Annotated in this window: 13 protein-coding genes; all 13 read left to right on the plus strand. The window is 45.8% G+C overall.

Going from position 1 to position 19,114, the window contains the following annotated elements; genetic code table 11:
* Positions 1–8 precede the first annotated feature (8 nt).
* The 13 genes from BJR36_RS09820 (at position 9) to BJR36_RS09880 (ending at position 18,995) form a co-directional block, all read left to right on the plus strand.
* Positions 9–872 (plus strand): carbohydrate ABC transporter permease, encoded by an 864-nt coding sequence (locus BJR36_RS09820; protein WP_091233476.1) that lies wholly within the window; start codon positions 9–11, stop codon positions 870–872.
* 93 nt (positions 873–965) lie between these two features.
* Positions 966–2,507 (plus strand): DUF5597 domain-containing protein, encoded by a 1,542-nt coding sequence (locus tag BJR36_RS09825; RefSeq protein WP_091233479.1) that lies wholly within the window; start codon positions 966–968, stop codon positions 2,505–2,507.
* Between the two features lie 84 nt (positions 2,508–2,591).
* Positions 2,592–4,079: a glycoside hydrolase family 140 protein gene (locus tag BJR36_RS09830; RefSeq protein ID WP_091233587.1), complete on the plus strand. Its 1,488-nt coding sequence runs from the start codon at positions 2,592–2,594 to the stop codon at positions 4,077–4,079.
* 357 nt (positions 4,080–4,436) lie between these two features.
* A complete protein-coding gene (locus BJR36_RS09835; RefSeq protein WP_091233482.1) occupies positions 4,437–5,228 on the plus strand; it encodes an alpha/beta hydrolase in 792 nt (263 codons plus the stop codon).
* Between the two features lie 199 nt (positions 5,229–5,427).
* A complete protein-coding gene (locus BJR36_RS09840; protein WP_091233485.1) occupies positions 5,428–8,103 on the plus strand; it encodes a sugar-binding domain-containing protein in 2,676 nt (891 codons plus the stop codon).
* Between the two features lie 286 nt (positions 8,104–8,389).
* Positions 8,390–9,991 (plus strand): L-lactate permease, encoded by a 1,602-nt coding sequence (locus tag BJR36_RS09845; protein WP_091233487.1) that lies wholly within the window; start codon positions 8,390–8,392, stop codon positions 9,989–9,991.
* Positions 9,992–10,127: 136 nt separating this feature from the next.
* Positions 10,128–10,778, plus strand: a complete 651-nt coding sequence (locus BJR36_RS09850) for a pentapeptide repeat-containing protein (RefSeq protein WP_091233490.1) — start codon at positions 10,128–10,130, stop codon at positions 10,776–10,778.
* A 124-nt stretch (positions 10,779–10,902) separates the two neighbouring features.
* Positions 10,903–12,795: an ATP-binding protein gene (locus BJR36_RS09855; RefSeq protein WP_091233494.1), complete on the plus strand. Its 1,893-nt coding sequence runs from the start codon at positions 10,903–10,905 to the stop codon at positions 12,793–12,795.
* Between the two features lie 127 nt (positions 12,796–12,922).
* A complete protein-coding gene (locus BJR36_RS09860) occupies positions 12,923–13,948 on the plus strand; it encodes a LacI family DNA-binding transcriptional regulator (RefSeq protein ID WP_091233497.1) in 1,026 nt (341 codons plus the stop codon).
* Between the two features lie 379 nt (positions 13,949–14,327).
* Positions 14,328–15,620, plus strand: a complete 1,293-nt coding sequence (locus BJR36_RS09865) for an ABC transporter substrate-binding protein (RefSeq protein WP_242875519.1) — start codon at positions 14,328–14,330, stop codon at positions 15,618–15,620.
* A 96-nt stretch (positions 15,621–15,716) separates the two neighbouring features.
* Complete coding sequence (locus BJR36_RS09870) at positions 15,717–16,589, plus strand: carbohydrate ABC transporter permease (RefSeq protein WP_091233504.1); 873 nt, start codon at positions 15,717–15,719, stop codon at positions 16,587–16,589.
* 15 nt (positions 16,590–16,604) lie between these two features.
* The gene (locus BJR36_RS09875) at positions 16,605–17,444 is read left to right on the plus strand and encodes a carbohydrate ABC transporter permease (RefSeq protein WP_091233589.1); all 840 of its coding nucleotides are present in this window, start codon (positions 16,605–16,607) and stop codon (positions 17,442–17,444) included.
* A gap of 24 nt (positions 17,445–17,468) precedes the next feature.
* Positions 17,469–18,995, plus strand: coding sequence for a DUF5605 domain-containing protein (locus tag BJR36_RS09880; protein ID WP_091233507.1), 1,527 nt, complete (start codon positions 17,469–17,471; stop codon positions 18,993–18,995).
* Positions 18,996–19,114 lie beyond the last annotated feature (119 nt).

A 19,114-nucleotide genomic window follows, 5' to 3' on the forward strand; every position in this document is an offset into this window, starting at 1 on the left:
AGGATTCCATGAAAGGTCACAAAAAATTTTTAGCATTGTCCCATGTGGTTCTGATCATTGTGGCAATATGTTCCATTGTTCCGTTCTGGCTTCTGTTGGCAGCGTCCTTCACGGATGAGGCTTATGCCATAAAAAACGGTTATGCTTTCTGGCCGAAAGAGCTGTCGCTTGCGGCATATGAATATCTGATGAGCCAGTGGCAGATGTTCGGAAGAGGTTATGCCATTACCATAATAGTAACCGTAATCGGCGTTATACTCTGCCTGACAGTCACCATGTCCTTTGGCTACATGATTTCCAGGGAAGGGCTTCCGGGAGGAAAAATATTTAACTACATGGTCATTTTCACAATGCTCTTCAATGGCGGTCTGGTAGCCACCTACATCAACTACACCCAGAATTTTCATATCAAGGACACGCTTTTTGCGCTGATCATTCCCAATCTGGTAACCAATGCATTCTACATATTCATGACAAAGAACTTTTTCAAGGGGAACATACCGGAGGAAATAATAGAAGCAGCGCGTATCGATGGCTGCAGCGAAATCGGCATTTTCTTTCAGATCGTCCTGAAGCTTTCAAAGCCGATGGTGGCTACGCTGGCTCTGCTGAGCGGCGTCATGTACTGGAACGACTGGCAGAACGGTATGTATTATCTGGATGACGTCAATATGTTCGGCATTCAGAATATCCTGAATGCGATCAATACGAATGCCCAGTACCTTAGGATGCTTGGACGCGGGGCGGATATGCCAACGGAAACGGTCCGAATGGCGGCGGCGGCAATCGGAATTCTTCCGATACTGCTCATCTATCCGTTCTTCCAGGAATACTTTGTGAAGGGCATGACAATGGGCGGAGTGAAGGAATAACAGGAAAGTCATTGCAAAAGAATAATAGGAAAGACATAGTGAAAGAATAATAGGAAGGACATAGTCCCGAATACTTACAAGAAGGAGACAGACATGAGACATATATCAGAAATCAAAATAGATAATGGAATTCCAACACTCTATGTGAAGGGTGAGCCGTTTCTGGCCTTGTCAGGAGAGATTCATAATTCCAGCGCAAGCAGCCTGCAATTTATGGAAGAGAAAGTATGGCCCGGATTAAAGGGACTTCATATGAACTCGGTTATTGTGCCAATATACTGGGAAACGATTGAACCTGCAGAAGGTGTATACAATTATGAATTGTTAGATGGTCTGATTGCGCAGGCAAGGGAAAACAATATGCACCTGATCCTGCTTTGGTTCGGATTATGGAAGAATTCGGAGTCAATGTATGTACCGGGATGGATGAAAAAGGATACGGAAACGTATTTCCGCGTGAGGAAGGTGAACGGGGAACCGATCAACACAATCTCGCCGCTCTGCCAGGCAGCTGTGGAAAAAGATGCCATGGTCTTTGCCAACATCATGGCCCATATCAGGAGTGTTGACGAGGAGGAATCGACCGTAATCATCATGCAGGTAGAAAATGAGCTCGGCTTGCTGGGAACATCCTGCGATTACAGCGATCAGGCAAAAGCAGCATTCGTGGAACAGATTCCACAGGAACTCGCCGATGCATACGAGGTAGAGGGAGACTGGAAAAAAGCATTTAAAACGGATGCCGAAGAGTACTTCATGGCGTATTATTTCGCTAAGGCACTGGAGAAAATCACAGCAGCTGGACAAAAGGAATATCCGATTCCGTGTTATACCAACGCATGGCTGAAGCAGTACCCGTGGTATGCAGGCTCATATCCATCCGGAGGACCGGTAAAAGAAGTACATAAAATCTGGAAACTTACTGCACCATCGCTATTTACGCTGGCGCCGGATATTTATGTATCCTATGTGCCTGAAGTAATGGATGAGTACAGCTATGAGGGGAATCCCCTGTTCGTACCGGAAGTAAGAAAAGATGCGGTGACGGCATCCTATTGCCTGTACGCATTTGGAAAGCACAATGCAATCTGCTACTCTCCGTTTGGCATAGAGGATCTGGCTCTGGACCCTGCTGATATTGATAAGCCGCCGATGGAAGTAATGATCGCATTGAATATTGATCCTTCCGCATTTGACATTACAGGAAGCAGGGAGATTCTCGGACAGACATACAAACTGATTGATGAAATGAAGCCGTTGTACATGAACTACCGCGGAACAGAACACCTGCAGAGTTATGTGAAAAAATCAGAGACAGATTACGGAACGTTTTTCCGATTCGCGGAATATGACGTCACTGTTTCATACGCACCAAAGATGCCGGCAAAGCCGCTGGCTGCAGGCATCATGATCGAACTTGCTGAAAATCAGTTCCTGATAACTGGCATGATGAGCACGATTACCTTCCGTCCGAAAGCTGGAGAGAATGTGAAAGTGGATTTCCTGAAAATGGAAGAAGGAGAAATCGTGAACGGGGAATGGAAACCGGGACGGATTTTGAACGGAGACGAGAAGATGGCCGTAAAGCTTGGAGAGATGCCGAAATGCTATCGTGTGGAACTGTTTAAGTACTAAAGCAACTTTCAGACAGCCAGTGCTAAGATGTTTTATGCATGCGTTGCGGGAAAAACCTTACCGACTATAAAAGGAGCAGATGATATGACCAGCTTAAAGATTTCAGACAACAGGAGATATTTTGTGGATCAAGACGGGAAGCCCTTCATCTGGCTTGCGGATACCTGTTGGACAATGCCACAAAGGCTTAAATGGGATGATGTGGATTACTACATGCAGAAGAGAAAGCAGCAGGGCTTTACCGTGCTTCAGATTGTCGCCCTCGATCCGGAGCAGGACAAGGAAATCAGAAATCCGGCGGGAGATAAAGCATTGCTTGACAATGACCTGAGCCGGCCCAACGAGCTTTATTTCAAATATCTTGATTATATACTGGATAAAGCTGAGTCCTATGGGTTTCATGTACTGCTCCTCCCGGTCTGGGGCGAGCTTGTAGTCGGCCATAACTGGATGGGAGAATTCTCTGATAACATTGTGACAGAAGAAAATGCCTATGCCTACGGCCGGTGGATTGGCGAGCGCTACAGGGACAGAAGCAATATCATATGGTGCCTGGGCGGCGACAGGATGCCGGTCCATCTGGAAACGGACTACAGGAATGTATGGCGGCTCATGGCTGAGGGCATTGCAAAAGGGGTGCTGGACTGCGATCTCAAATACAATGTTTTTGATGAACGATGGAAAAAGCTGCTGATTACCTATCATGCGTGCCACGAGGCAGAAACCGGAGAATGTTCCACCATGTCCTACTGGACGGATGAAGAGAAGTGGATCTCTTTTATCATGGTTCAGTCAGGGCATGGCACGGAGGTAAAAAACTACAATCTGATCGAAAAAGAATATGGCAGAGAAAACTGCATGCCTGTCTTTGATGGAGAACCTGCATATGAGATGATGCCCACGTCATGGCCGGTCATTACGGATTTCCACGGCGACTGGATGGTCAGGAAGAGGGCATACTGGAGTCTCTTCGCAGGCTCTTTCGGACATACATATGGGCATTCTTCCGTATGGTGCATGATATCGGAAAAGGAACGGGATGCGGTAAGAAAATATTCCTGGTTTGAAGCACTTGCACAGCCGGGAGCCATGCAGATGAAGCATCTTCGTGATTTCATGGAGACCATTGATTTAAGCATCTGCGTGCCGTCACAGGAAATCCTGCTGAACCAGATGGAAAGAGATCAGGATCTGCTGGATGAGCACAGGCAGGCGTGTATGGAACGGAATGGACTGTTTGCATGCGTCTATCTGCCTTCCGGTGGAGAGGAAAGAATAGACATCAGCAGACTGGATGCAGATATCCTGAAGATATGGTGGTTCTGCCCAAAAGATGGCAGGTATTATACGGCTGGCGGCGAAGAGACACAGGAACCGGCACAGACCGTAAGCCTTGAAGCCGGCCATCTGAATCAGGGCAGAATTCTGATAAAAAGCCCTTCCAGAGGAAGTGAACACGACTGGGTCTGCATACTGCAGAGCAATAAGGCGGAAATGGATATTCCGGGAATGCCCAGGGAATATGGGGAAACGGAATCCAAAAATGAACTGAAGAAAGTGTTTGCATGGTAGGAGTGGAGTGTCAAAAGCCCATTTACAAAATGGTATTCGTCAATTTGCACATGTTTCGAGAATGAGGACGTCATACAAACATGTTGATTCGCAACGCGCTCTCGCTTAAATGAAGCCGTAGTGGTACATAAGGCCGCAAAGTACGCAGCCTAAGTACCAACGGCTTCATAAAGTTGCTCATCAATTCATGTTTTGTATGACTGTGCTGCAGCTGGCAAATGTGCAAATTGACGAAGCAAACGTTGTGAGAGGGCTTTTGACACCCGAATCAAGGTAGTTATGAAAGAATCGGGATGATTATTGATATGCGAAGTTTGAGTATTTTACTTTTTTGAGAGTTGGACGGAGGAGAAAAGCATGGCTATCATTACAACAAGATATAATTCAAATTGTCTGGGAGGATTTGTGTCGTTTACGGCAGTGATTCCATTTGAGGATTTCGGAGAAGATTTTCTGAATCCGAATCCGCACCCATATGCCGCAGAGAATCCAATGCGGACTTTGTACTTATTGCACGGGGTAACCGGTGATGAAAAAGACTGGCTTTATGGGACCAGGATTGAGCGTTATGCCAAAGAAAATAAGATAGCGGTGATCATGCCGGATGGAAACAATAATTTTTATCTGGATAACTGCGAAACAGAGCGGTGGGGAGAGTTCATCGGAAAAGAGCTGGTGGAAGTAACACGCGCACTTTTTCCCCTTTCCCACAAAAGAGAGGATACTTTTATCGGCGGGTTGTCCATGGGAGGTTACGGAGCGATACGGAACGGACTGAAGTACAGCGAAACATTCAGCAGAATCATTGCACTTTCAAGCGCGCTGCTCATCTATGACCTTCCGGACTATACCGACGATGATCCGATTCCCTGGAGGAGAAGGGCATACGCGGAACGGATATTCGGAAAACTGGATAATGTGCCGGGAAGCGATGCGGATCCCGAGCAGCTGTACAGAGACTGTGCTAAGGAAATGAAGATCTTTATGGCAATCGGAACGGAGGATTTCCTGCTTTTGCAGAACCGGAGATACAGGAAATTCCTGGAGTCCGTGGATGCGGATCTGACTTACCTGGAGGAAGCGGGAGCCCATGAATGGGACTTTTGGGACAGGAATATCTTAAGGGGAATAGCCTGGTTAACGGAGTAAAGGCAGAAGAAAAAAGCAAGAGCATTCACATAACCGGAATGCTCTTGCTTTATATTACAAGAAAGTTCGTCCTGTGATATAAAAACGCTTTGCACTACAAAGTGTCTGCGCCCTCAAGAGTGAGGAATATGGTAGTTGATGTGGCGAAGCCACTTTCTTCTATTATTGATAAAAAATATACATACAAGGAGAATAAGGCATGAATAAGGAATTGGCAGAATTAATGAAACAAAGCGAAAATCATAAAAACAACTACATCCTTCCCTTCCTCTGGATGAGGGGGGAAGAGGAGGACGTCATAATTGAGGAGATCCAGAAAATCGGGGAGTGTGGCATTCGGGCATTCTGCCTGGAGTCCAGACCCCATCCGGATTTCATGGGAGATAAATGGTGGTCTGATTTAAGGATGATTATCCGGGAAGCGAAAAAGCGGGATATGAAGGTTTGGATTCTGGATGATGCCCATTTCCCTACCGGATATGCCAACGGCCTGATCAAGGAAAAATATCCCGAAAGAAGGAAGCAGTATCTGAACTATAACACGGTCAACGTATGGGGACCAAAAGGCGAAATCACCATCCCGGTTGCGAAGATGCTGAAGCCCCTGGTCAGCTTCCTGGAGCTGGATAAGCCAAGGGATCTGGAGGAGCAGGGCAGGAATCAGCTGGTGGCAGTCGTTGCCTATCCGGTAAGAGAAGAACTGAAGCTGGAGGAATCCGGGGCGATCGACCTGACTGGTGAGGTGAAGGACGGCTGCGTCACCTGGACCTTTCCGCAGGACAATTACCGTGTCTATGTAATCTATGAAACACGTACCGACGGGGGAAATGCGGACTACATCAATATGATGGACCGGGATTCCGTCAGCACCCTGATCGAAGCGGTGTACGAGCCCCATTTTGCCAATTTCAAGGAGGAATTCGGGAATACCATTGCGGGATTCTTCTCGGATGAACCTGAAATCGGGAATATCGGCGGTTTTCGATCAGATGTCCAGATCGGGAACAGCAAAATGCCGCTTCCGTGGAGCAGACAGCTGAAAGAAAAAATGGAAGAACAGTATGGTGGTACCTGGTACCGCATGCTTCCGCTCTTATGGACGGAGTCCGTTCAGAAGCAGGAGTGCACCCAGGCAAGACATCATTTTATGGATGCCGTCAGCAAGCTGTATGCGGAGAATTTCAGCATTCGGCTGGGAGAATGGTGCACAAATCATGGCGTGGAATATATTGGACACGTCGTGGAGGATGACAATCTGCACGGAAGGCTTGGGAATGGAACGGCCCACTATTTCAGGGCCATGAAGGGTCAGCACATGGCGGGGATAGACGTGATCGGCGACCAGGTGTATTTCGGCGGCGCCGGGTATCGGAGGACCGGAATCTTTGACAGGGACGGCGAGTTTTTCCATTATGCCCTCGGAAAATTAGGTGCTTCCTGCGGTCATCTGGATCCCGGCAAAGGCGGCCGCACCATGTGCGAACTTTTCGGGGCTTCCGGCTGGAAAACCGGGGTGCGGGATATGAAATGGATCCTGAATCATCTGTTGGCAAGAGGAATCAATGTGCTGGTGCCCCATGCATTTTCCATGTCGGATTATCCGGATATGGACTGTCCACCCCATTTTTATGCACGGGGAAACAATCCCCAGTTCCGTCACTTTGCGGAATTGATGAAATACGCCAACCGTATGTGCGGGATGCTCAGCGGAGGAAAGCATATCGCGCCGGTTGCGGTGCTTTACCATGCAGATGCTGAATGGAGCGGGACATGCATGCTTATTCAGAAACCGGCAAGGAAGCTGCTGGAGAATCAGATTGAATTTGATTTTGTGTCAGCAGATATGCTGGATACCCCTGAGGAGTATTGTGGAAAAACAGGAACAGAGGGATTCAGCCTGAACGGCCAGGAATTCCGTTGCCTTGTCATTCCAGCCCTTGAGAATCTGCCCTATGGCGCATACCGGTTCATCAGGGAGAATCCGCAGACCAGCGTGCTGTTTATCGACAGCCTGCCCGCCATGGTGACCGGTGGGGATGTGACGGAGGACGAACTGCAGGAGGCTTTGAAGGGATGCGGCGTAATCAGGCTTGAGGAGCTGGCAGCAGCATTAAGAGAGTCGGGAATGGCAGAAATAGAGCTGACCGAAGCGTTCTCCGAACTTGTCTTTTATCATTACCGCAAGGAACAGGATTATTATATGCTGAACAACGAATCCGCATGCGGGACATATTGTGGCGAGATCGCACTTCCGCTTAAAAAGGGTGCCGTATATTACGACTGTATGAAGAATGAGTTCTTTAAGATGGATATAAGGGAAGAAGATGGGAAGAAACTGGTCCGTCTGGAGCTCAGGCCATACGAATCCTGCATCATCATAGACTGCCAGGATGAGGAGCTGGAACAATATAAATGCCTCACCGAAAAGCTTGATCTGGCACCCAATAAACTGGATCTGTCGGATGGCTGGGATTATGCCTTGGCATCTGCAAAGGAGTATCCGAAATTCGGATCCAGCAGGCATATGGAGAAGCTAAGGCCGGTTTCGCAGGAGGAACCTGATTTTTCCGGTCATATCTGCTATGAAAAGGAAATTGAAATAAAGGAAGTCAGCAGCCGTATGTACCTTGCATTTACCAATGTATTCGAAGTGATGGAATTATGGGTAAACGACAGGAAAGTTGGAACTTTACTGAATCCGCCTTATATATTTGAGGTCGGCAGCTATATGAAAAAGGGAGCAAACAGGCTCCGTGTAGTTGTAACCACGACGGCCGACAGGGAGCAGATGAAATATCCGGAACCGTTTATCCGGTTAAGCCATGAGATTATGGAAAGTACGGGAATGTACGGTGAGATTGCGTTGTTCTATTGAGATGGAAGGTATTACTCAGAACCACATAGGACGTAGTCCTGAATAGTTAAGATGGAAGTTTAAAAAATCAGAATGCAAAAAAAAACTTTACTGATTTAAAGTGTTTAATACTTTAAAGCATCTAGCACTTTAAAGTATTTAAGTTTTTTTGGATTATTTTGCCTAAACACCTTTATTTTTTTGAAAATACCATGTAAAATGAACATAATTGTTCAGAACCAAATGAACAACAGATGTATTCCATATATCATACAATATGTTCAAACTTACGGAGGTAAAGCAAAAAATGTGGACGGTACAATCTCTAATTCTCACTTTATTACCAATCATACTTATTCTGTGCATGCTTATCATTTGGAAGAAGCCTGCCGATATAAGCGGAACAGCCGGATGGCTGCTGATTTCTATCATTGCAATTCTGTTTTTCAAAACGGCGCCGGAGGTGGTTCTTAGATCGACGGTAGCGGGCCTGATTAAGTCATTTCCAGTCTCCCTCATCGTGGCGACCTCACTGCTTCAGATGGCATATATGGAGAAGAACGGGTCACTTAAGAGAATTATCATTTTCATCAAAACGATTTCCAATGAGAACCGTGCTGTTCAGATTATGATGGTCAACATAGGGTTTGGAACGCTGATGGTTTCTGTCGGTGCGACGCCGGTGTCGCTTCTTCCTCCGATTCTCATTGCCCTTGGGTATTCAAGCTATGTGGCGATCGCCCTCCCGGCTATCGGATATGATGCGCTGTGCACCTATGCGCTGCTTGGGGCTCCAATCGTTGTATTTGTTGATATGGCCAACAAATACCTGGGTGCAGGAAATGAGATAACCCTTTCGGATGCGGGTATGATTTTCTACTACTTCCTGCCGCTGGTTTCCACCCTGATCGGGTTCTGTATGCTGTGGATAGTCGGAAAGTGGAAAGCAATCCGCGAGGGCTGGATTCCATGTGTCATTACAGGAGGCGTGATTGCAGTTGTTTCCTATTTCACAAACAGGGTAGACAACCTTGTTGCCCTGACAGGCCTTATGTGCGGGCTTGCGGTTATTATTGTCATGGTGCTTTACCTGAAGCTCACGGGCAAAAAGGTAATCGACAGGAGCGGCCTCACGAAGGAAGAAATCGAATATGAAAAAAGCTTTCCGCTTTGGAAAGCATGCATGCCATGGATCCTGCTGATTGTGCTTGTCCTGGCTCTCAACCTTCCAAAAGGCGTCTTCAATTATCTGTACAGGACTATGGTCCTTCCGATTGAAGGACTGTGTGCGGACGGCTCGCCAATCAATACCAGGGCCCTCTGGAATGCCTATACATGGATTTTTGTCAGTGTAATCCTTTCGATGCTGTTTGTACGACCGACCAAAAAGCAGCTCAAAGATACGATGCAGACCTGGCGTAAGAGAGCACCGAGGCCTTTATTCTCTGCGGCAATCTTCTTTGCAATCGGAGAGGTCATGAATACCTCAGGTTTTGACATGGTGACAAAGACCACTGCAGAGGGAATGAATATGGTAAGGGTGCTGGCAGATGCTTCCGCACAGATCTTCAGCGGTATTTACGGCGGAGCAGTTGCGTTCATAGGACTGTTCGGCGGTTTCCTCACAGGAAGTGAGGCTTCAGCCATTGCCATGTTCGCAAATTACGCAATGAAAACGGCGAGCACCCTGGGACATGATAAAACGGGGCTGATTATCATAACTGCATCACTGGCTTTCGGAAGTGGGCTTGCAAGCGTGATTTCGCCTGCAAAGCTTCAGAATGCCGCGGCTTCAATTGACAAGCTGGGCGAAGAAAACAAAGTGATCAGGATAGCATTCGTATTGGCAGCTGCCCTGACGGCTATTGTTGCTATTTATACAGTTATTATTCTTTCAATAAAGGCATAAGGATGCCGGGATTTTACGAGGGCGGAACTGCAGAGTGCAGTTCCGCCCTTTACTAAGTTGTCTTTTGGAACTACAATAGTATTGACAATTGTTGTTTCGATGACATATAGATTTATACCTGAATGGAGATGTGGATATGAAAATACAAAAACCAAAATTGAATCCTGATTTAATGAAAGCTGTTGATTTCATTAAATTACTTAGAGAGGAAAGAGATAATGAAATCGATCTGGAGCAGGTACATATAAATGGCGCGGAATTCATTGGAGAAGATTTTTGTGGAGCAAGATTTGAAAACGTTCTTTTTGAAAGGTGCAGATTCAGTGAATGCAGTTTTGAAAAAGCTTATTTTTCAGATGTGGTTTTTGCAAACTGTGATTTTTCTAACAGCAATATGAATTATGGATATTTCAACAGGTGTGAGTTTTCAATGAATAAGGCCCTTGGAGCAACATTTACAGAAGCATGTATGAAGGATGTCAGCATTACTGAAAGCAATTTCAAATATTCGAATTTCAATAAAATGAAGATGGATGCTGTGGAATTGAAAGATAGTTCTTTTGAGAGCGCATATCTGACCGAATGTAAGATTAAAAATTTATATTGTAATAATACCGAATTTTTAAATGCCAGTTTTTTCAGAACTCCGTTAAAAGGAATCAATTTTACGAAAAGCAACATAACCGGGCTTGTGGTATCTATGGAAGGTGTTGAACTAAAAGGTGCAATTGTTGATTTATATCAGGCAGCTGAACTGGCAAAATTATTGGGGGTAGTAATTCAGTAAGTTGAAGCTGTTATCATTGGGATTTACTGCTTGCCTGCGGGGCGCAGATTCTATATACTGAAACTAAAGAGTATGGCTTGGCAACCTTCACAAGACGGACCTTATAAATAAGGGGGATGAGTGTATGGGAGTATCAGTACTGCCTGTGGATCAGAGAGTAATAGGCATTGATTCAAGACGTTTTGCATCAGTAGAAAAGGCGCTGGTGGAGCTTATTACAAACTGCGACGACAGCTATTCGCGCCTGGAAAGAAGGGGAATACCCTGCAGCGGAAAAATCACGATCAGCTTTGAACGGCATAAAAATGGAGCTGTCCTGTCTGTTGCGGACGAAGCGGAAGGAATGTCCTTCGAACGGGTTCATTTCGTCCTGACGTATGGAGGTGCATATAGCAGCCTTGCACAGGGGGAGGCTGCTGGGAGAGGCTATTTCGGCCGTGGGCTGAAGCAGGCCATCTATGGTCTCGGTTATGGCTGGATCGAATCCCTGGAATCGGGAATGTACAGCAGGGTGGATCTTTACCGCGCCCTGACGGGCGAGTATCTCTATGATGACTGGGATCGCAGCAGGGAGGCAGTGGACAGGGATTATGTCCGGATGCAGGTTCCTGCAGGAAAAAATGGAACTCAGGTCACCATCATAGTAGACAATCCGCAGACCAGCATTCCGCTTTACAGTTCCCTGGAAACGGCGGTCAGGAACAACATATATCTCCGTGATATCCTGAGACGGAGGGACATCCGGATGGTCAATCTCAACCAGCCGAAGAAAGCCCGGACTGCAGTCCCTATCCGCTATGAGGAACCGCAGTCGGAGACACTGGTGGGCCCTGAAGAACCGGGAGGATTCAGCTTCCAGGGTGTCTACTATCCATTTGATCTGACCCTGAAAAGGGCAAGGGATACGGAACTGGTTTTAAAAGGGGACGAGAGGACCAACGGGCTTCTCGTGATTTCGGGAACGGCAGTCCTGGACTGCCAGTTTTTCAAGTTTGAAAACCAGCTCGGAACGGAGTATCTGTTCGGAATGGTCAACTGCGACGGGCTTGCCCAGATGCTGGCAAAAGGATATCCGGTAATCAGTGACGAAAGGGAAGGGCTGAACATGAAAGAGCCCTTTGTCCTTGCTTTTGCAGAGGCGGTCAGCAGGATGCTGACAGATCCTGTAAAAAGTGAGCAGCTGAGGCTCAGCCATTTCGACAGCGCTAAGACCTCCCAGAAGACAAAGACCATGATTGAAAGCGTTCTGCAGAAGATGAACAGGATTGCGGTGGAGGATCTCGGCATCATCCTGCCGCTGGAATCCAGTGCGGACGGGCAGGCGGAGGGACCAGCTGCGGCACTGCGGTTCATCACTCATTTCTATTACAGGAAAGCCGGGCAGCCGTTCCATATCACGATGACCGCTGATCGGAACCAGCTGCCGGATGACGGGGTGCTTACCTTTAAATATGATGTGAATGACACCATGACAGTGGAGCCCCATCCTGAAAGCATCCCGGTTTCGGAGCTTCCGGAAGACGGCAGGCTTGTCTTCACGGTGACGGGAAGCGAAACCGGGGAGGCCGGAATGATAACCGTAACTTCCGGAGATTATGAAGCCTCAGGCGAGTTCGTGATTTCAGATACCGCTCCGGAAAAGGCATACGGACATCCCGCAGAAAAGCATCGTGCAGTCTGGGATGAGCACAAGTATGTGAATATATTCAAAGGCTATGAACTGAGAAGCCTGAACAATGATATGGACAGGGCCATCTACAGCCCGGAAGAGCACCTGATCCTGATCAACACCGAAGCACCGACAGTCAGGCTGTATGTGGACGCCCACGGGCAGTTCAGGGATGGGGCGAGGCTTCTGCTTGCGGAGCTTTTCCTGGATGTCATAACCGATGAGCTGGCCCGCCGCTATATAGACAGGACACGTAAAAAAGGGCAGCCGGAAGCCTACAGGAAAGCAAAGCAGGATCTGGTCCGCCGGTACGGGGTAGAGGTGCATTCGATTATGATTGGGGAATGAGCATGCAAGGCAGCGGGTATCTTTTTCATTAGGTACCCGCTGCCTATTGACTTCATTTGAATTACCGTATAAAATAAATTTAAATATTTAAAAAGTTTAAATTTAGATAAATAAGGGCGGGAAGAAAATGAAGATAAAGGCAAAGGATATAGCTCGTGAATTAGGCCTGTCAACAGCTACGGTTTCACTGGCAATCAATAACCGGCCGGGGGTGAATGCGGAAACTCGTGCCAGGGTACTACAATATCTAGACGAGGCGCAGGATACGGATGAAGAGTGGAAGAATAAAAAGGAAAAGACAATACGCATGTATACTCTTATGGAGGACCGGCCTTTTTGGGATGCATCAGAGAACATAAGGCTCTATTCTTCCTATGAGGAAGCATCGAGAAGAGCCAGAACCGCAGGATATAAGATGGACATGGTATGCGTATACCGGGATAAGGATAATCTGGCGAAGATGCTGAAGGATTGCGAAAAGGAAAATGTGGCAGGCGTATATATGAATGCAACCTATATGACCGAAGAGGAATACCGCTGCTTTCATGAGTTTCATCTGCCATTTATCGTTAGCGATCAGGATTTTCATGATTTGAGGACAGACAGCATCGTGCTCAACAACCAGCAGGGGGTACGGCTGGGACTCGGATATCTGTACGAAAACGGGCACAGGGATATCCTGTACTTCAGGAATTCCAACAATTTCTATAACATGTATGAAAGAAGAGAAGGGTATCGCCGTTTCATGGAGGAAAAGGGGCTGAAGTTCGATCAGGACACAAGCATCGTGGATATCGGAGGAGATACGCAGGCCGCTTATGAGGGCATGCTTAAGTATATCGACAAGAAAGTCCATATGCCTACTGCAATTTTTGCGGAAAATTTTGAAGTCACGATTGGCGTTTCAAAAGCACTTGAAAACCGCAAATATCGGATACCGGAAGATATCTCAATAGTCGGTTTCGATGAAATTCCGGGAATGGCGCTGCTTGATTTTGAACCCACATGCATACGGGCATTCCATGCGCAGAAAGCGAATATAGCGATGGGAAGGCTTCTGGACAGGATCAGGAAAAAACGAAAGGAATCCATCAATATACTGATTAACAACGAACTGGTAATTGGAAACAGTGTTAAAAACATATTGAAATGATGACAAGAAACGGGTTATCGCACGGCAATTTGATAAGGGCGTGCGATAACCCGTTTTTTTGTCTCATAGTAAAAGATAAAAATGCTCATCTGGATGCGCATATAAATTTTTTGTTTATATAAGTGTTTAAATGATTTAAACATATTTAAATCATTTGCTATGCAAAAGACACAAACCAGCACAAGAAAAAATGTATATTGTGACTAAAATATATAAAATACTTGAAAGAAAAATAAATATATGATAAATTATGTTTAGAACAAGTTTAAAAGTTTAAATATTAATTAAAATTATTTAAACGACGATTTAAACGATGTTAGTAGAATGTGCGCGCAGTCTATAATAAGTTGTATATCTAAAAGAATAATGGGAGGTTTGTATGATGAAATCAAAGAAATTAGTAGCTTTAGTTTTAGCAACAGCCATGCTGGCAGCAACGGCATTAACAGGATGCGGCGGCTCGTCCGAAAAGGACAGATCGGAGGATTCAGCCAATGGAAACGGAAATGCGGTGGAACTTTCTTTTTGGACACTCAGTACAAGACAGAATGCAGTTGAACCTATTGTAGAGGAATTCAATTCACAGAATGAGGATATAGAAATCACAGTTTCCTATTACGATACCGACGGTATGAAAGATGCATGCAAAGTAGCCGCTTCATCAGACACATTGCCAAGCATGTGGTTTAACTGGGGTGGAAGCCTTGGTGGATTCTATGCGGAAAACGGACTTACCTATGATCTGACGGATTATGCGGCAGAGAATGACTGGAGCAATAAATTCAGCGCGGGTGCCTTAAACCTCTGTACCTTAAGCGACCAGCTGGCAGGATATCCAACAAGCTATAATGTTCTTGATGTCTACTACAGACAGGATATTTTTGAACAGAATGGAATCGCAGTACCAGCTACATTCGAGGAATTTGAATCGGCATGTGTGGTTTTAAAGGAAAAAGGGATTACCCCTATTTCAACAGCAGGCTTAAACGGATGGCATGTAATGCGTTTTGTGGAGCTTCTGATCGAACACTATGCAGGCGCAGAGCTTCATGACAAACTGAACACGTTTGAGGAGAGCTGGACAAATGAAGCTGTAGTAAAGGCATTTGAAAAATATCAGGAATTCTGCGAAAAAGGATACTTCCCTGAAGGCTTCATAACAGCAGACCCTAATGATACAAGAATGGCTACCGTCTCAGGAACAGCAGCAATGGACATCCAGGGACAGTGGTATGACGGACAGATTCTCCAGGATGGGGCAGACATCAGCCAGTTCAGCACATTTGCTTTCCCTTCGGGAGGCACAGACAGGTTATCGGCATTTGCGGAAATGGTACAGTTCAATAAGAATCTTAGCGACGAAGAGCTGGCAGCAGGAATGAAGTTCCTTGATTTCTACTACAGCGATGAAAATGTTGCGCAGTATGCCGAATACTACAACCTTCCGCTTCCTAAGACAGGCGCAGCGATGCCTGAAGGACAGCCGAATGTAGAGATGATGCTCGAAACAAGCAACGAAAACGGAACTTTCACAATTACTGACCAGGCACTGCCAACGGAAGTTGCCGATGTCCTCTTCAGTGCACAGGATGCGCTGGCAAATGGACAGATGACGCCTGAAGAAGCTGCGCAGAGCATTCAGGATGCAATTGAAGCATATCTGAATAAATAGGTAACTATTCAGGACTAGTAAATAGTACTTTGCCTGACAGCGGTCCGGTCATGAAGTTAGACCGGACCGCTAATTTTAAAATGGGAGACAGATGATATGAATAAAAAGAAAAAAATAGAGTTCAGTGCATATGCTTTTCTGATACCGGCAGGCATCATTTATCTTTCGGTCATCATTGCCCCTGTATTTTATTCATTGTATATCAGCCTTTTCAAATGGAATGGAATCGGTGATATGCAGTTTACAGGATTGGGAAATTACGTGAAGCTTTTTACGGATGATAAGATTTTTGCCATTGCCATAAAAAATAATCTGATCTGGATAGCACTAACGATTATTGTGACTATGTCCGTTTCGCTGGCACTTGCGGTGCTTCTGAATAATCAATTCAGGGGAAGGACATTTTTCAGGGGCTTCTTCTACTTTCCCTGCGTTATCGCACCGATAGCCGTGGCAATCATCTGGAGATGGATTTACAACCCGAATGTCGGTTTTATCAACCAGTTTTTTAAAACTATTGGAATCGATTATGCACAGAGCTGGATTTCTGATCCGAAAGTCAGTCTGTTTGCAATTTTTGCAGCATCTTTATGGCAGGCGGTAGGGCAGCCCATGATTCTTTTTCTTGCAGGGCTCCAGTCGGTATCAGTGGATGTTCTGGAAGCAGCAACCATTGATGGCGCGGGATCGGTGAAAAAATTCTTATACGTAACGGTTCCTCTAATGAAGGAAACCTTTATAATCGTTATTGCTACCCTGATCGTATCGGCAATGAAAGTATTCGATGTCGTACAGGGTCTAACGGCAGGCGGACCTGCCAATTCCACGCAGATGCTCTCCACTTACATGTATTCCCAGACATTCCAGTATAACAATGTGGGGACTGGAACAGCGGTTGCATGCGTAATGGTTCTTATGATGATGCTGGTTATTGTGCCGTATGTATCATTTACGGCGAAAGAAAATTAAGGAAGGATGATGATTATGGAAGGGAAACAGAAAAAAATCATAAAGAAACTGGTGCTATATTTTGCCCTGGCGGTATTAGCCCTGATATGGGTTGTCCCGATGTTTACACTGGTTGCGACGGCGATGAAGAGCAGACAGGATTTCATGAGCGGAATCAGTCTTTTCCAGTTTCCTGAAAGCATAGCCTGGAGCAATTTTATTAATGCTCTGACAAAGGGAAGGCTGTTTGATTATATGAGAAATGATCTGATTGTCACCTGTCTGAAAGTGCCACTTGGTATTTTTGTTGGTTCTCTGGCATCCTTTGCGCTGACGAGGCTTAATATCAGGTACAGCACGGGAATATTCATCTTTTTCCTGATCGGAATGATGCTTCCTATGCAGGCAGCGCTTGTGCCAATCAATGTTATTTTTAGCAAATTAAAATTACTGAATACATATTTTGGACTTTTTTATGTATATGTAGGTTTTGGTATTTCTTATGCGATACTGATCCTGAGGGGATTCATGAAAGGAATCCCGAAGGATATCGATGAAGCGGCATGGGTTGACGGCTGCAACAAATGGCAGCTGTTCTGGCATATTATCTTCCCGATTTCCAAGCCGGCAGTGGCCACCCTGCTGATTACTGATTTTCTGGCAACATGGAATGAATATTTATTGGCGAGTGTCATTATCAACGATAATACGAAAAAAACAGTGCCTGTAGGCCTTATGACTTTTGTGGGCGAACACGGGACTGATTATGGATATCTGTGTGCAGGTGTGCTGATATCAGTGATACCTGTACTGATTGTTTACCTTGTATTCCAGCGCCATTTCGTGGAAGGTATGGCTGGTGCGGTAAAATCTTAATAAAATGGACAGGAAGGGCGAAGTATGAATGAATGTACTTATAATAAACAGGTAGAGAAGTGGGATGTGTTTGAGGCGTCCGTGAAAGGGCACTCAGCCGGTAATCCTTTTATAGATTATACGATTGAGGGGATTTTCAAAAGTAAAAACGAACTGAAAAAAGTGGATGGATTTTACGACGGGGACGGCATATACAAAGTAAGGTTCATGCCTTCCTTCGAGGAGGAGTACCAGTTTGAAATAACAGGCAGCTTTGCGGAAGAACCCTATAGAGGCAGTTTTGAGGCAGTGGCGCCGTCCGAAGAAAATCACGGACCAGTCAGGGTAGCAAACACCTATCATTTTGCATATGAAGACGGCACTCCGTACTATTCAATCGGAACCACCTGCTATGTGTGGAGCCTCCAGTCGGAGCAACTTCAGAAACAGACCTTAAAGACGCTTGAGGAAAACACATTCAATAAAATGCGCTTCTGTATTTTTCCGAAGCACTATGACTACAACCTGAATGAACCGATCAGCTATCCATACGAAGGAAACCCCTGCGACAGCTCGGTACTGACGAAAGAAAATTTTCTTGAATATATGGGAAGTGCGCCTGGAAACGACTGGGATTTCAAAAGGTTCAATCCGAAACATTTCCAGATGTTCGAGGAACGCGTGAAAGACCTGATGGACCTTGGAATCGAGGCGGACATCATCGTAATGCACCCGTATGATCGATGGGGATTCAGTGAGATGGATGCGGAATGCGACGACCTGTACTGGAATTACGTGATTGCCAGACTGAGCGCATACAGGAATGTATGGTGGTCTCTGGCGAATGAATACGATCTTTTTCCAAAAAAGACAACAGAGGACTGGGAGAGGTATGCATCTATCATCTGTGAAAAAGATGCGTACAACCATCTTCGATCCATACACAACTGCAAACCGTTCTACGACTATTCACGCCCATGGATCACGCACTGCAGCATCCAGCGGCAGGATATCTACAAAACGGGCGAACTTGTGGACGAATGGAGAATTCGCTATAAAAAACCGATTATCATAGACGAAATTGCATATGAAGGAAACATCCAGCATGGCTGGGGAAACATAAGCGGGAAGGAAATGGTAAGAAGGTTTTGGGAAACCACCTGCCGAGGCGGTTATGCCGGACACGGGGAAACTTATATGCATCCGGAGGATATCCTCTGGTGGTCCCACGGCGGTCAGCTTCATGGAGACAGTCCGGAACGATTCAGGTTTCTGCTCCGTATCATGAAGGAGACGCCGGGAATGGGTCTTGTTCCAATGAAGGCGTCATGGGATGAAGTCGCATCCACTGTGGAGAGGACGATTCCCGGTGAGTCAGGATATTATCTGTACTATTACGGGTTCAACCGCCCTTCATTCCGTGAATATTACTTTGATGATGTGCATGAGTACCAGGCGGAAATAATCGATACATGGAACATGACGATTGAAAACGCCGGAATATTCAAAGGAAGGTTTAAAATTGAACTTCCCGGACATGAATACATGGCGGTACGTATCAGAAAGGAGTGATTAAAAACATATGATAATGGAGTTAATGCCAGTTAATATTCCGTTGTCATTAAAAATAAATGGGCTGCAGCAAAACTAACTTGATCTGTTAGTTTTGCTGCAGCCCATTTTTCATACCT

Source organism: Anaerobium acetethylicum, assembly GCF_900096945.1.
GTDB lineage: Bacteria > Bacillota > Clostridia > Lachnospirales > Lachnospiraceae > Anaerobium > Anaerobium acetethylicum.

Bases quoted from the DNA above. Each gene is read 5' to 3' on its own strand.
- BJR36_RS09820 (WP_091233476.1), top strand. From the start codon at position 9: ATGAAAGGTCACAAAAAATTTTTAGCATTGTCCCATGTGGTTCTGATC.
- BJR36_RS09870 (WP_091233504.1), top strand. From the start codon at position 15,717: ATGAATAAAAAGAAAAAAATAGAGTTCAGTGCATATGCTTTTCTGATA.
- BJR36_RS09875 (WP_091233589.1), top strand. From the start codon at position 16,605: ATGGAAGGGAAACAGAAAAAAATCATAAAGAAACTGGTGCTATATTTT.
- BJR36_RS09860 (WP_091233497.1), top strand. From the start codon at position 12,923: ATGAAGATAAAGGCAAAGGATATAGCTCGTGAATTAGGCCTGTCAACA.
- BJR36_RS09880 (WP_091233507.1), top strand. From the start codon at position 17,469: ATGAATGAATGTACTTATAATAAACAGGTAGAGAAGTGGGATGTGTTT.
- BJR36_RS09850 (WP_091233490.1), top strand. From the start codon at position 10,128: ATGAAAATACAAAAACCAAAATTGAATCCTGATTTAATGAAAGCTGTT.
- BJR36_RS09835 (WP_091233482.1), top strand. From the start codon at position 4,437: ATGGCTATCATTACAACAAGATATAATTCAAATTGTCTGGGAGGATTT.
- BJR36_RS09840 (WP_091233485.1), top strand. From the start codon at position 5,428: ATGAATAAGGAATTGGCAGAATTAATGAAACAAAGCGAAAATCATAAA.
- BJR36_RS09865 (WP_242875519.1), top strand. From the start codon at position 14,328: ATGATGAAATCAAAGAAATTAGTAGCTTTAGTTTTAGCAACAGCCATG.
- BJR36_RS09855 (WP_091233494.1), top strand. From the start codon at position 10,903: ATGGGAGTATCAGTACTGCCTGTGGATCAGAGAGTAATAGGCATTGAT.
- BJR36_RS09830 (WP_091233587.1), top strand. From the start codon at position 2,592: ATGACCAGCTTAAAGATTTCAGACAACAGGAGATATTTTGTGGATCAA.
- BJR36_RS09825 (WP_091233479.1), top strand. From the start codon at position 966: ATGAGACATATATCAGAAATCAAAATAGATAATGGAATTCCAACACTC.
- BJR36_RS09845 (WP_091233487.1), top strand. From the start codon at position 8,390: ATGTGGACGGTACAATCTCTAATTCTCACTTTATTACCAATCATACTT.